This window comes from Streptomyces sp. NPDC041713 (assembly GCF_055591085.1).
The window spans coordinates 67455-80000 of record NZ_JBVIZY010000009.1 but is presented as its reverse complement, the minus strand read 5'-3'; the positions used below and the strand labels follow the sequence as shown (position 1 = coordinate 80000).

Here is a 12546-nt window from a genome sequence, read left to right as displayed (position 1 = left end):
CGCCGAGCGGGGATGCCCCTTTCCTCGCTCTTGTTGAGCAGGAGATACCCCGTTCGCAGCGGGGCACGGCAGGCGCACACCTCAACAGTAGGCCGCAGAAGGCTTCCACGGGCAGCGGTCGACTACGGTTGCCCGAATGCGACCCGGCCACCCGTATGCATCTGATATGCGCTGAACGGGTGGCCTTCAACCGCTACTCCTCGGTCGGAAGCGCGACTTCCGTTGCCGCGTCCGGTCCTTGTTCGAGCAGGACGACGAAACCGTCCTCGTCGAGAACCGGAACCTTCACCTGCATGGCCTTGTCGTATTTGGATCCGGGGTTGTCACCGACGACCACGAACGACGTCTTCTTGGAAACGGAACCTGTCACCTTTGCGCCACGGGACTGCAGCGCCTCTTTCGCGCCATCCCGTGTGTAGTGCTCGAGGGTTCCGGTGACGACCACCGTGAGGCCTTCGAGCGGACGCGGACCCTCGTCCTCGCCGCTCGACTCCTCCTCCGTGCGCACCCCGGCAGCCCGCCACTTGCGCAGGATCTCCCGGTGCCACTCCTCGGCGAACCACTGTTTGAGTGAGGCCGCGATGGTCGGGCCGACGCCCTCCACCGCGGCCAGCTCCTCCTCGGTGGCCTGTTCGATGCGGTCGATGGAACGGAACTCGCGGGCCAGCGCCTCGGCGGCCACCGGGCCGACGTGCCGGATCGAGAGGCCCGTGAGGATCCGGGCGAGCGGCCGGTCCTTGGCCGCCGCGATGTTCTCCAGCATGGCGAGGGTGTTCTTCTTCGCCTCGCCCTTCTGGTTGGCGAAGAAGGTGACGACCTTCTCCTCGCCGGTCTTGGGGTCGCGCTTGGGCAGCCCGGAGTCCTGGTCGAGGACGTACGACTTGATGGGGAGCAACTCCTCGACCTTGAGGTCGAAGATGTCGCCCTCGTCGCGGATCGGCGGCTCGGCGGGCTCCAGGGGGCGGGTCAGGGCGGCCGCCGCGACGTATCCGAAGTTCTCGATGTCCAGGGACTTGCGGCCCGCGAGGTAGAAGAGACGCTCGCGCAACTGGGCGGGGCACGACTGGGCGTTGGGGCAGCGGAGGTCGATGTCGGCCTCCTTCATGGGCCGCAGCGCCGTGCCGCACTCGGGGCACTCGGCGGGCATCACGAACTCGTGCTCGCTGCCGTCCCGCAGGTCCACGACGGGGCCGAGGATCTCCGGGATGACGTCACCGGCCTTGCGCAGCACGACCGTGTCACCGATGAAGACGCCCTTCTTCTTCACCACGTCCTGGTTGTGCAGGGTCGCGAACTCGACCTCGGAGCCGGCCACGGTGACGGGCTCCACCTGTGCGTACGGCGTGACGCGGCCGGTGCGGCCGACGCCGACGCGGATGTTGATGAGCTTGGTGTTGACCTCCTCCGGCGCGTACTTCCAGGCGATGGCCCAGCGCGGGGCGCGCGAGGTGGAGCCGAGGCGGCCCTGGAGGGGGATCTCGTCGAGCTTGACGACGACGCCGTCGATCTCGTGCTCCACGGAGTGGCGGTTCTCGCCGAAGTACGCGATGAAGTCGCGCACGCCGTCGAGGCCGTCGACGACCTTGTTGTGCCGGGCGGTGGGCAGGCCCCACTCGTGCAACAGCTCGTAGGCATGGCTGAGGCAGTCGATGTCGAAGCCCTCGCGGGCGCCGATGCCGTGCACCACCATGTGCAGCGGGCGGGTCGCGGTGACGCGCGGGTCCTTCTGGCGCAGCGAACCGGCCGCGGCGTTGCGCGGGTTGGCGAAGGGCTTGTCGCCCGCCTCGACCAGGCGGGCGTTGAGCTCCTCGAACTTCTCCATCGGGAAGAAGACCTCGCCGCGGACCTCGACGAGGGCCGGGACGCGGTCGCCCTTGAGGCGCTGGGGGATGTCGGCGATGGTGCGGACGTTCGGCGTGATGTCCTCGCCGGTGCGGCCGTCGCCGCGGGTGGCGGCGCGGGTCAGCCTGCCGTCCTCGTACGTGAGGTTGACCGCGAGGCCGTCGACCTTCAGCTCGCACAGCAGGTGGAAGTCGGGCGAGCCGACCTCCTTGGCGACGCGGTCGGCCCAGGCGGCCAGCTCCGCGTCGTCGAAGGCGTTGTCCAGGGAGAGCATGCGCTCCCGGTGCTCGACGGCGGTGAACTCCGTCTCGTACGCACCCGAGACCTTCTGGGTGGGCGAGTCCGGGGTGCGCAGCTCCGGGTGCTTGTCCTCCAGGGCTTCGAGAGAACGCAGGAGTTTGTCGAACTCGGCATCGCTGACGACCGGTTGGTCCTTCACGTAGTACCGGAAGCGGTGCTCCTCGATCTGTTCGGCCAGCTGGGCATGCTGGTCCCGTGCCTCGGCGGGCACAGATCCTTGCTGTTCGACAGCCACCGTTTCGTCCTCCCGTTACGTCATACCCAATTACTCAGGGTTGTCTGCGAGCGATCTCGCCGCCTTGACGCAGTGGGCGAGCGCCGCGCGTGCGTACGCGGGAGACGCGCCCGCGAGTCCGCACGACGGAGTGAGCGTGACCGACTCCGCGAGTGATCCCGGATTCAGCCCCAGCCTGCGCCACAACGTCCTGACACCCATGACGCTACCGGCAGGGTCTGACAATCCGCCGTCCACGCCCGGCACGACACCGGCGAAGAGCCGCGTGCCCCCCTCGACCGCCTCGCCGATCACCTCGTCGTCACGCTCGGTGAGGAGAGCGAAGTCGAACGAGATCGCGTCGGCGCCGGCCCGGCGCAGCAGCGCGAACGGCACGTCCGGCGCGCAGGAGTGGACGACCGCGGGCCCCTCGCCGCGCACGTCCAGGACGTCGCGCAGGGTGCTCTCGACGAGCTGGCGGTCCACGGCGCGGTGCGTGCGGTACGTGCTGGCGGTCTTGACCTGGCCGCGCAGGACGGCGACGAGCGAGGGCTCGTCGAGCTGCAGCACCACCTGGGCGCCGGGCACCCTGCGGCGCACGTCCGCGAGGTGGGCGCGCAGTCCTTCGGCGAGGGATCCGGCCAGGTCGCGGCAGGCGCCGGGGTCGGAGAGCGCGGCCTCGCCGTTCCTGAGCTCCAGGGCGGCGGCGAGCGTCCACGGGCCGACGGCCTGCACCTTCAGCGGGCCCCGGTACCCCTGGGTGAACTCCTCCAGGGCGTCGAGGTCTTCGCCGAGCCAGGCCCTGGCCCGCCGGGTGTCCCGGCCGGGGCGGTCGCCGATCCGCCAGCCGCTGGGCTCCACGCGCGCGTACAGGTCGACGAGGAGTCCCGCCGTGCGGCCGATCATGTCGGCGCCGGGCCCGCGCGCGGGCAGCTCGGGGAGGTACGGCATGCCCTGTTCGGGCCCGTCGAAGGTGCCGGTCACGGTCTTCGCGGCCTCGCGGGCGTCGCCGCCGGGCATCGACCCGATCCCGGTGGCCGGGACCGGGGTGAAGGCGTCGCTCATCGTCCCGGCCGCACCGTCAGGTCGTTGACCTCCGCGTCGCGCGGCAGGTCCAGGGCCATGACGATCGTCGTGGCGACCGACTCGGGGTCGATCCAGCGGGACGCGTCGTACTCCTTGCCCTCCTGCTGGTGGACCTTGACCTGCATGGCGCTCGCCGTGCGGCCCGGGTAGACGGAGGTGACCCGGACGCCGTTGCCGTGCTCCTCGTGGCGCAGCGAGTCGGCGAGGGCCTTCAGGCCGTGCTTGGAGGCGGCGTACGCGGACCACTCGGGGCCGGCGTTCAGGCCCGCGCCGGAGTTGACGAAGACCACGTGGCCCTGGGCGAGCCGGAGTTGGGGCAGGAAGTGGCGGGTGAGTTCGGCGGGGGCGATGAGGTTGACGTTGAGCTGGTGGCGCCAGGTCTTGGGGGTGAGTTCGCCGACCGGGCCGAGGTCGACGACGCCCGCGATGTGGAGCAGGGAGTCCACCCGCTCGGGCAGCGACTGGTGGCCGAAGGCCCAGGACAGCTTGTCGGGGTCGGAGAGGTCGCCGACGAGGGTGCCGGCGCCGGGGAACTCGGCGGCGAGCTCCTTGGCGCGGCCCGCGTCCCGCGCGTGCAGTACGAGGGCGTCGCCGCGTGCGTGGAGGCGGCGGGCGACCGCCGCGCCGATGCCGGAGCCCGCCCCGGTGATCACATGTGTTGCCATACCGGCCATGCTCGCATCACTGGGTGCCCGCGGATTCCTCCAGGTAGGCCAGCGCGCCGACGGGCTCCTCGGCGAAGAAGACCAGGTCGGTGAGCGGGACGGGCAGGAAACCCTCGTCCTCCATGCGGCGGAACTGCTCCTTGAGGCCGTCGTAGAAGCCCTCGGAGTTCAGCAGGACCACCGGCTTGGTGTGCTTGCCGTGCTTCTTCAGCTCCAGGATCTCGGTGGCCTCGTCGAGCGTGCCGGTGCCGCCCACCATGATCACGATCGCGTCGGCCTTCGCCAGGAGCAGCGCCTTGCGCTCGGCGAGGTCGCGCGCGATCACCATCTCGTGCGGCTCGGCGACCTGCCGGGCCTTGGTGGCGAGGAAGTCCACGGAGACGCCCACGAGCCGTCCTCCCGCCTGGTGCACGCCGTCCGCGACGACCTTCATCAGACCGCTCTCGGAGCCGCCCCACACCAGGGTGTGGCCGCCCTTGCCGAGCAGTTCGGCGAATTCGCGGGCCGGGCGGGTGTAGCGCTCGTCGAGATCGGCGGCGGAGAGGAAGACGCAGATGTTCATGCGCCCACGGTACGTTCCGTCCCGGAAGCACTCGTCGAAGGAGGGCACCTCATGGCCGCCGGACACCGGATCACTGTCGAGCAGGGCACGGAGCACGTGCGCGTGGAGCACGACGGGCAGGTCGTCGCCGAGAGCCGTCGTCCGCTGCTGCTGAGCGAGACGGGCTACCCGGTGCGCTACTACCTCCCGCCGGAGGACGTGCGCACGGACCTGCTGACTCCGTCGGACACCACGACGTACTGCCCGTTCAAGGGAACGGCCTCCTACTGGTCGCTGCCGGGCTCTGCCGACTCCGTGTGGGGATACCCGGAGCCGAAGTCGGCGGTGGCCGCGATCAAGGACCACTTCTGCTTCTACGAGGCGGAGGTCACGAAGCAGCCGTGAAGGTCCGCCGGTAGGCGGCCGGCGAGACGCCGAGCACGGCGCGCATGTGCTGGCGCAGGGAGTTGCCGGTGCCGAATCCCGCCCGGTGGGCGACGACGTCCACGGGCAGGTCGCTCGACTCCAGGAGCTGGCGGGCCAGCTCGATCCGCTGGGCGGTGAGCCACCGCCCCGGGGACATGCCGACCTCCTCCTGGAAGCGCCGCGTGAAGGTCCGCAGGCTCATGCGCGCGTGGGCGGCCAGTTCGCCCAGGGACAGCGGCTCCTGGAGCCTTTCCAGGGCCCACGCGCGCGTGGCGGCCGTCGTGGCGAGCGTCGGCTCGGGGACGGGCCGCTCGATGTACTGCGCCTGACCGCCGTCGCGCCAGGGCGGTACGACGCACACGCGCGCCACGTGGTTGGCGACGGCGGCGCCGTGGTCGCGCCGCACGAGGTGCAGGCAGAGGTCGATGCCGGCCGCGACGCCCGCCGCGGTCAGCACGTCGCCGTCGTCCACGAAGAGCACGTCCGCGTCGACCTTGATCCTGGGGAAGGAGCGCTGGAAGTCCTCGGCGACGTGCCAGTGGGTCGTCGCGGGGCGGCCGTCCAGGGCGCCGGTGGCGGCCAGCACGTACGAGGCGTTGCAGAAGGACACGATCCGGGTGCCGGGCCTGATCCTGCGCAGGGCCGCGGTCACCGCCTCCGGCAGCTCCCCGCCCGCCATCCCCCGGTCGAAGGTGCGGGTGGGCGTGATCACCACGGTGTCCGCCGTCTCCAGGGCCTCGGGCCCGTGCTCGGCCGCCACCGTGAACCCCGAGTCGGTGCGCACCGGGCGTCCGTCCACGGTGCAGACGACGACGTCGTAGAGCGGCTCCGCGCGGTCGTTCAGCGCGTTGCCGAAGACGCGGGAGGGGATGCCCAGCTCGAAGGCGTACGCGCCGTCCAGGGCGATGACGGCCACCCGGTGCGCACCGCTGCGGTCGCCGAGCCCATTGAGGTTCATGGCCGAATCCTGTCACATGATGGCCAAACTGCCAGCACCGCACGGGCCCGCACCGCCGCACTCTTGATCCCACCAGCCCTTTTGTCGCCAGAGAAAGCTCAGGACCATGAAGATGCGTGCCGTCAGCCCCCGCGCCTGGGGCGCCCCCGAGAACCTCGTCCCCGTGGAGGTGGACCGCCCCGAGCCCGGCCTCACCGAGATCCTGGTCCGGGTGCACGCGGCGGGCGTCAACCCCATCGACTGGAAGACCCGCGCGGAGGGCGCCTTCGGCACCTGGGGGGACACCCCGATCCTCGGCTACGACGTCTCGGGCGTCGTCGAGGAGGTCGGCCCCGGCGTGACCCTGTACCAGCCCGGCGACGCGGTGTTCGGCATGCCGCGCTTCCCCGAACAGACCGGCGGATACGCCGAGTTCGTCGCGGCGCCCGCGCGCCGCTTCGCCCCCAAGCCGCGGGGCATCGACCACGTACGGGCCGCCGCGCTGCCCCTCGCCGCCCTCACCGCCTGGCAGGGCCTGGTCGAGACGGCGGGGCTCCGGGCCGGGCACCGGGTGCTGATCCACGCGGCCGCGGGCGGCGTGGGCCACCTCGCCGTGCAGATCGCCAAGGCGCACGGCGCGTACGTGATCGGCACCGCCCGCGAGGAGAAGCACGCCTTCCTGCGGGGCCTCGGCGCGGACGAGGTCATCGACTACACGCGCGTGGACTTCACCGAGGCGGTGCGCGACGTCGACATCGTCCTGGACGGCGTGGGCGGCGCGTACGGCGCCCGGTCCCTGGAGGTCATCCGGCCGGGCGGCCATCTGGTGACCCTGCCCGACCCCGGCGGCCTGCCGGACCAGGACCGCGCGCGTGAGCGCGGCGTGCACACGGGCTGGACCCTCGTCGAGCCGGACCGCGCGGGTCTCCTGGAGATCGCCCGCCTGGTGGACGAGGGGAAGCTGCGCGTCGAGATCGACACGGTCCTCCCCCTGGAGGAGGCGGCCAAGGCCCACGCGCGGGGCGAACAGGGCCGCACCCAGGGCAAGATCGTGCTCCAGGTCGCGGACCGCTGAGGGACGCGCGAGCCCGGCCCGACCCGAACGAAAGGCCCTGGGGCCCGTCCGCCGGACAGGCCCTAGACGCCCGCCGTCGCCCGCTCCGTCGTCGCGATCGTCGCCGAGCCCACCACGCGCGTGCCGTCGTACAGCACGATCGCCTGGCCGGGGGCGACGCCGCGCACGGGCTCGGCGAAGGAGACCCGCAGCTCTCCTTCGACGAGCTCGGCGGTCACCTCCGTCTCGCCGCCGTGCGCCCGCAGCTGCGCCGTGTAGGTGCCGGGCCCGGTGGGGGCGAGGCCGCACCAGCGGGGCTTGATCGCGGTCAGCCCGGTCACGTCGAGGGCGGCGGCCGGGCCGACCGTCACGGTGTTGTTCACCGGGGAGATGTCCAGGACGTAGCGCGGCTTGCCGTCCGGGGCGGGGGTGCCGATGCGCAGGCCCTTGCGCTGGCCGATGGTGTAGCCGTACGCCCCCTCGTGGCTGCCGAGGACCGCACCGGACTCGTCCACGATGTCGCCCTCGGCCTTGCCGAGGCGGGAGGCGAGGAAGCCCTGGGTGTCGCCGTCGGCGATGAAGCAGATGTCGTGGCTGTCGGGCTTCTTCGCCACGGCGAGCCCGCGGCGCTCGGCCTCCGCGCGGATCTCCTCCTTGGTGGTGACCGTGTCGCCCAGGGGGAACATCGCGTGGGCCAGCTGACGGTCGTCCAGGACCCCGAGGACGTAGCTCTGGTCCTTGGCCATGTCGGAGGCGCGGTGCAGCTCGCGCGAGCCGTCCTCGTGGACGATCACCTTGGCGTAGTGGCCGGTGACGACCGCGTCGAAGCCGAGGGCGAGGGCCTTGTCGAGCAGCGCGGCGAACTTGATCTTCTCGTTGCAGCGCAGGCACGGGTTGGGCGTGCGGCCCGCCTCGTACTCGGCGACGAAGTCCTCCACCACGTCCTCGCGGAACCGCTCGGCGAGGTCCCACACGTAGAACGGGATGCCGATGACGTCCGCGGCCCGGCGGGCGTCGCGCGAGTCCTCGATGGTGCAGCAGCCCCGCGCGCCGGTGCGGAACGACTGCGGGTTCGCCGAGAGCGCGAGGTGCACTCCCGTCACGTCGTGCCCGGCCTCGGCGGCGCGGGCGGCGGCGACGGCGGAGTCGACGCCGCCGGACATGGCGGCGAGGACACGGAGGGGGCGCTGGGCACGCTGCGGGGTCTCGGTCAAAGTCATAGCCCGTACAGGGTACGGGGCAACGGGAACCGGACGCCCCCGAGTAAGCGTTGACGATCACATGGGGGAAGAAACCGAGGGTGCGGGCAAGGGGCCGGGGCGGCGCGGCATCGACCGGCGCACCCTGCTCATCGGCGGCGCGGCGGCGGCGGCCGGCTCGGCGCTCCTCGCCAGGGACGAGCTGGGGCGGCTGTGGTGGCGGCTGCCCGGCGTGGTCAAGCGGCGCGAGGAGGGCGAGGTGGACGCCCGCGGCGTGCAGTGGGTCGCGGCGTCGGACTACAACTGGCGGCGCGCGGACCGCCCCGACGACTACCCGATCGACCGGGTGGTCATCCACGTCGTCCAGGGTGGGTACGACACGGCGCTGCGCGTCTTCAAGGACCCCTCGCACGGCGCCGCCGCGCACTACGTGGTGCGCAAGGACGGGCACATAGCGCAGATGATCCGCGAGCTGGACGTGGCGTTCCACGCGGGCAACAAGAGCTGGAACGAACGCAGCATCGGCATCGAGCACGAGGGGTTCGTCGACAAGAAGTCCTCGTTCACCGATGCGATGTACGCGGCGTCGGCGCGGCTCACCGCCGGGATATGCAGGCGGTACGACTTCCCCGTGGACCGCAAGCACATCGTCGGCCACGTGGAGGTGCCGGGCACGGACCACACCGACCCGGGGCCGCACTGGGACTGGGACCGGTACATACGGCTGGTGCGGGAGGCACGGGAGCGCCCGGAGCGGCCCACGAAGAAGCCGGTGCCCGGCAAGTCCTAGCCGAGCCGACGCCCGGCGAGGCCTAGCTCAGCCCCGCCGAGCGCGCCCGCTCCACCGCCGGGCCGATCGCCGCGGCCACCGCGTCGACGTCCCGTTTGGTCGAGGTGTGGCCGAGCGAGAAGCGCAGGGTGCCGCGGGCCAGGTCGGGGTCGGTGCCGGTGGCGAGCAGGACGTGGCTGGGCTGGGCGATGCCCGCCGTGCACGCGGACCCGGTGGAGCACTCGATGCCCTGCGCGTCCAGGAGCAGCAGGAGCGAGTCGCCCTCGCAGCCGGGGAAGGTGAAGTGCGCGTTGGCCGGGAGCCGACCGCCGGGCGCCGGGTCGCCGCCGAGGATCGCCTCGGGGACCGCCGAGCGGACCGCGGCCACCAGGTCGTCGCGGAGCGCGCCGACCTCGGCGGCGAACCGCTCGCGGTGGGCCGCGGCGTGCTCGCCCGCGACGGCGAACGCGGCGATCGCGGGCACGTCCAGCGTCCCGGAGCGCACATGCCGCTCCTGGCCACCGCCGTGCAGCACCGGTACGGGGCTGTACTCGCGGCCGAGCAGCAGCGCGCCGATGCCGTACGGCCCGCCGATCTTGTGGCCGGAAACGGTCATCGCGGCGAGTCCGGAGGCGCCGAAGTCGACGGGAATCTGGCCGTAGGCCTGCACGGCGTCGGCGTGCAGCGGGACGCCGAACTCCTGGGCCACGTCGGCGAGTTCGCGGATCGGCATGATGGTGCCGATCTCGTTGTTGGCCCACATGACGGTGGCCAGGGCGACGTCGTCGGGGTCGCGCTCGATGGCCTCGCGCAGCGCGTCGGGGTGGACGCGGCCGTGCCGGTCGACCGGCAGGTACTCGACGGTGGCGCCCTCGTGTTCGCCGAGCCAGTGCACGGCGTCGAGGACGGCGTGGTGTTCGACGGGGCTGGCGAGCACCCGGGTGCGGGCGGGTTCGGCGTCGCGCCGGGCCCAGTACAGGCCCTTCACGGCGAGGTTGTCCGCCTCGGTGCCCCCCGAGGTGAAAACGGTCTCACTGGGGCGTGCGCCGAGCGACTCGGCGAGCGACTCGCGGGCCTCCTCGACGGTGCGTCGCGCCCGCCGCCCCGCCGCGTGCAGCGAGGAGGCGTTGCCGGTGACGGCGATCTGGGCGGTCAGCGCCGCGATCGCCTCCGGGAGCATCGGAGTGGTCGCTGCGTGGTCGAGGTAGGCCATGGTGCGCACGATTCTACGAGCCGTGCGGTGCCCCGTGCCCCGGCGGTATCAGCCTGCGAGACCCCAGGACACGGTGTTGTCCATCGAGACGAGGACGGCGAGCACGACGAGGTCGGCGATGCCGAGCCCGAGTCCGAGCAGCGCGCGGCCCCGGCGGGCGGTGCCGCGCCAGAGCGCGATGCCCGCGAGGACGATCGCGACAGGGCCGAGGAAGACGTTGAGGACCAGCAGGCCGAGCAGGCCGAGGACGAAGGAGGCGACGGCCATGCCGTTGGTGTCCCGGCGGCCGGTGGGGCGCTCGGGGGCGCTTTGGGCGGTGCGCTCGGTGGGGTGCTCGGCGGTGCGCTCGGTGGGGCGTTCTGCGGTGAGTTCCATGGTGCGACTCCTGACAGGTGGAGGTGTCGTACGGAGCGGATCAGCGGCGTCCGGCGGTGTCAGCGGTGCCGCGCGTGGCGCTCGCGGAGGGCGAAGACCAGGAGCCACACACCGATGACGACGGCGGCGATCAGACTGACCGGAAGCGGGGCGTGGGCCACGGAACCCATGGCGACACCCAGCAGCAGGAGGGCGGCGACAAGGAAAAGCATGGAGATCCCTCTCTCGGTTCGGTGAACGATTGTGGTTACAGTTGTTCACTGACTTAGAGAGTACTCCCTCTCCGGCTTTCAAAACTCGGAGAACAGTTGTTAACTGCATGGCATGAGTCACACCCCCGGCACCCGGCAGGCCCAGAAGCAGAAGACCCGGCAGGCCCTCCTCGAAGCGGCGCTCCAGCTGCTGGAGGAGCAGAGCCTCAGCAGCCTGGGCCTGCGCGAGGTCACCCGCGCCGTGGGCGTCGCCCCCACCGCCTTCTACCGGCACTTCCGCGACACCGCCGACCTGGGCGTGGCCCTGGTCGAGGACACCCTCGGCAGCCTGCACACCACGCTGACCTCGATGCTGGCGTCGGAGACCGGTGACAGCGAGCAACGCATCGCCGGGACCGTGGAGTTGATAGCCGGATACGTCCACGCACACCCCGCCCACGTCCGCTTCATCGCCCGCGAGCGGCACGGCGGCGTCCGGGCGGTACGGGACGCGATCGGCGCCCAACTCGCCCTGTTCGCCCGGGAGGTGGCGCACCAGTTCGCGGCCGAGTCGCCCACATCGGAGTGGTCCGAGGACGACCTGCTGATGCTGGCCGGAATGTACGTCGACCACATGGTGATGACCGCGTCGGCGTTCCTGGACGCGGGCCCCGGCACGGCGGAGGAGGCACGGGTGGCCGACGTGGCCCGCAGACAGCTGCGCCTGGTGGGCCTGGGCCGCGAACACTGGACGGACGAGCACTGAGCCGCTCCCACCCCGGACGTCCAATGCCCCCCGGCCACTCGACCCCGCTCCGGACGCTCGACGCGCCCGTAAGGAGCTACTAGCCTCACGGTCATGACAGCTGCACGCGTGAGCGACTCCTGGGATCTCGACCGGACCTACGCCGGCCCCACCGGCACCGTGCGCTGGGCCGCCCTCGGCCCCGCCGACGCCCCGCCCGTCGCCCTCGTCCACGGCACGCCCTTCTCGTCGTACGTGTGGCGCGCGCCGGCCCGCGCGCTCTCCCGCGAACACCGCGTGTACGTATGGGACTTGCCGGGATACGGCGTCTCGGAGATGCGGGCGGGACAGGACGTGTCGCTCGCGGCGCAGGGGCGGGTGCTCGCCGAACTCATCGGCCACTGGGGCCTGGACCGGCCCGCCGTCGTGGCCCACGACTTCGGCGGCTGCGTCGCGCTGCGGGCCCATCTGCTGCACGGCGCCGCGTACGAACGCCTCGCCCTCGTCGACCCGGTGGCCCTCGCCCCCTGGGGCTCCCCCACATACCGGCTGCTCGGCGCGCACGCCGACGTCTTCGGGCAGCTGCCGCCGCCGCTGCACCGGGCGCTGGTGCGCGAGTACGTGTCCTCGGCGAGCCACCGCGGGCTCGCCCCCGCGGTGCTCGACCGGCTGGTGGCGCCCTGGTGCACCGAGGAGGGCAGGCCCGCCTTCTACCGGCAGATCGAGCAGAACGACCAGCGGTACACCGACGAGATCCAGGGCCGGTACGGGGAGTTGGGGCTGCCGGTGCTGATCTGCTGGGGCGCCGAGGACACCTGGATCCCGGTGGCGCGCGGCCACGAGCTGGCCGCGGCGATCCCCGGCGCCGAGCTGCGGCTGATCGAGGGCGCGGGCCACCTCGTACAGGAGGACGCACCCGCGGAGCTCGCGGGCGAGCTGACCCGCTTCCTCACACGCTGACGTCTCCCGCAGACACTAGGTGTATTGAC

The 12546-nt window shown here is 72.1% G+C and carries 14 protein-coding genes; 5 read left to right on the top strand and 9 right to left on the bottom strand.

The genetic code is table 11. The annotated features are described in order from the left end of the window. Positions 1–193: 193 nt before the first annotated feature. The 4 genes from ligA to ACZ6CV_RS25860 are packed head-to-tail and all read right to left on the bottom strand — an operon-like array spanning position 194 to position 4669. The gene (gene ligA, locus ACZ6CV_RS25875) at positions 194–2377 is read right to left on the bottom strand and encodes an NAD-dependent DNA ligase LigA (protein WP_469253085.1); all 2184 of its coding nucleotides are present in this window, start codon (positions 2375–2377) and stop codon (positions 194–196) included. Positions 2378–2407: 30 nt separating this feature from the next. Continuing rightward, a complete protein-coding gene (locus ACZ6CV_RS25870) occupies positions 2408–3421 on the bottom strand; it encodes a methionine synthase (RefSeq protein WP_469253084.1) in 1014 nt (337 codons plus the stop codon). Next, a complete protein-coding gene (locus ACZ6CV_RS25865; RefSeq protein WP_469253083.1) occupies positions 3418–4107 on the bottom strand; it encodes an SDR family oxidoreductase in 690 nt (229 codons plus the stop codon). Before ACZ6CV_RS25865 ends, ACZ6CV_RS25870 begins: the two co-directional genes overlap by 4 nt. A gap of 16 nt (positions 4108–4123) precedes the next feature. Further along, positions 4124–4669, bottom strand: coding sequence for an LOG family protein (locus ACZ6CV_RS25860; RefSeq protein ID WP_469253082.1), 546 nt, complete (start codon positions 4667–4669; stop codon positions 4124–4126). 51 nt (positions 4670–4720) lie between these two features. Between ACZ6CV_RS25860 and ACZ6CV_RS25855 the strand changes: the two genes are divergently transcribed. Then, positions 4721–5053 (top strand): DUF427 domain-containing protein, encoded by a 333-nt coding sequence (locus ACZ6CV_RS25855; protein WP_362373879.1) that lies wholly within the window; start codon positions 4721–4723, stop codon positions 5051–5053. Here the strand turns inward: ACZ6CV_RS25855 and ACZ6CV_RS25850 are convergent. Beyond that, the gene (locus ACZ6CV_RS25850) at positions 5037–6032 is read right to left on the bottom strand and encodes a GlxA family transcriptional regulator (RefSeq protein ID WP_362373877.1); all 996 of its coding nucleotides are present in this window, start codon (positions 6030–6032) and stop codon (positions 5037–5039) included. The two genes, ACZ6CV_RS25855 and ACZ6CV_RS25850, sit on opposite strands and share 17 nt — an antisense overlap. Before the next feature lie 112 nt (positions 6033–6144). On the opposite strand from ACZ6CV_RS25850, the gene ACZ6CV_RS25845 reads away from it, so the two are divergent. Then, positions 6145–7086 carry an NADP-dependent oxidoreductase gene (locus ACZ6CV_RS25845; protein WP_469253237.1) on the top strand — a complete coding sequence of 314 codons (942 nt, stop codon included), beginning with the start codon at positions 6145–6147 and terminating at the stop codon, positions 7084–7086. Positions 7087–7148: 62 nt separating this feature from the next. On the opposite strand, the gene mnmA is transcribed toward ACZ6CV_RS25845, so the two are convergent. Further along, complete coding sequence (gene mnmA, locus ACZ6CV_RS25840; RefSeq protein ID WP_469253236.1) at positions 7149–8279, bottom strand: tRNA 2-thiouridine(34) synthase MnmA; 1131 nt, start codon at positions 8277–8279, stop codon at positions 7149–7151. 67 nt (positions 8280–8346) lie between these two features. Here mnmA and ACZ6CV_RS25835 point away from each other — a divergent pair, with 67 nt between their 5' ends. Further along, on the top strand, positions 8347–9054 hold the full coding sequence (locus tag ACZ6CV_RS25835; protein WP_469253081.1) for an N-acetylmuramoyl-L-alanine amidase: 708 nt from the start codon (positions 8347–8349) through the stop codon (positions 9052–9054). 22 nt (positions 9055–9076) lie between these two features. Here the strand turns inward: ACZ6CV_RS25835 and ACZ6CV_RS25830 are convergent, their stop codons facing one another. Genes ACZ6CV_RS25830 through ACZ6CV_RS25820 form a run of 3 tightly spaced genes read right to left on the bottom strand, consistent with a single transcriptional unit; the run spans position 9077 to position 10833 of the window. Further along, on the bottom strand, positions 9077–10246 hold the full coding sequence (locus ACZ6CV_RS25830) for a cysteine desulfurase family protein (RefSeq protein WP_469253080.1): 1170 nt from the start codon (positions 10244–10246) through the stop codon (positions 9077–9079). Positions 10247–10294: 48 nt separating this feature from the next. Continuing rightward, positions 10295–10621, bottom strand: coding sequence for a hypothetical protein (locus tag ACZ6CV_RS25825; RefSeq protein ID WP_469253079.1), 327 nt, complete (start codon positions 10619–10621; stop codon positions 10295–10297). A gap of 59 nt (positions 10622–10680) precedes the next feature. Continuing rightward, positions 10681–10833 carry a hypothetical protein gene (locus ACZ6CV_RS25820; protein ID WP_355816389.1) on the bottom strand — a complete coding sequence of 51 codons (153 nt, stop codon included), beginning with the start codon at positions 10831–10833 and terminating at the stop codon, positions 10681–10683. 112 nt (positions 10834–10945) lie between these two features. On the opposite strand from ACZ6CV_RS25820, the gene ACZ6CV_RS25815 reads away from it, so the two are divergent. Next, positions 10946–11578: a TetR family transcriptional regulator gene (locus ACZ6CV_RS25815; protein WP_469253078.1), complete on the top strand. Its 633-nt coding sequence runs from the start codon at positions 10946–10948 to the stop codon at positions 11576–11578. Positions 11579–11671: 93 nt separating this feature from the next. Then, positions 11672–12517, top strand: coding sequence for an alpha/beta fold hydrolase (locus tag ACZ6CV_RS25810; RefSeq protein WP_469253077.1), 846 nt, complete (start codon positions 11672–11674; stop codon positions 12515–12517). Positions 12518–12546: the final 29 nt, after the last annotated feature.

Coding starts and splice junctions, on each gene's coding strand:
- ACZ6CV_RS25825 (WP_469253079.1), bottom strand. CDS start 10,621: ATGGAACTCACCGCAGAACGCCCCACCGAGCGCACCGCCGAGCACCCC.
- ACZ6CV_RS25835 (WP_469253081.1), top strand. CDS start 8,347: ATGGGGGAAGAAACCGAGGGTGCGGGCAAGGGGCCGGGGCGGCGCGGC.
- ACZ6CV_RS25830 (WP_469253080.1), bottom strand. CDS start 10,246: ATGGCCTACCTCGACCACGCAGCGACCACTCCGATGCTCCCGGAGGCG.
- ACZ6CV_RS25860 (WP_469253082.1), bottom strand. CDS start 4,669: ATGAACATCTGCGTCTTCCTCTCCGCCGCCGATCTCGACGAGCGCTAC.
- ACZ6CV_RS25865 (WP_469253083.1), bottom strand. CDS start 4,107: ATGGCAACACATGTGATCACCGGGGCGGGCTCCGGCATCGGCGCGGCG.
- ACZ6CV_RS25820 (WP_355816389.1), bottom strand. CDS start 10,833: ATGCTTTTCCTTGTCGCCGCCCTCCTGCTGCTGGGTGTCGCCATGGGT.
- ACZ6CV_RS25810 (WP_469253077.1), top strand. CDS start 11,672: ATGACAGCTGCACGCGTGAGCGACTCCTGGGATCTCGACCGGACCTAC.
- ACZ6CV_RS25815 (WP_469253078.1), top strand. CDS start 10,946: ATGAGTCACACCCCCGGCACCCGGCAGGCCCAGAAGCAGAAGACCCGG.
- ACZ6CV_RS25870 (WP_469253084.1), bottom strand. CDS start 3,421: ATGAGCGACGCCTTCACCCCGGTCCCGGCCACCGGGATCGGGTCGATG.
- ACZ6CV_RS25855 (WP_362373879.1), top strand. CDS start 4,721: ATGGCCGCCGGACACCGGATCACTGTCGAGCAGGGCACGGAGCACGTG.
- ACZ6CV_RS25850 (WP_362373877.1), bottom strand. CDS start 6,032: ATGAACCTCAATGGGCTCGGCGACCGCAGCGGTGCGCACCGGGTGGCC.
- ACZ6CV_RS25845 (WP_469253237.1), top strand. CDS start 6,145: ATGCGTGCCGTCAGCCCCCGCGCCTGGGGCGCCCCCGAGAACCTCGTC.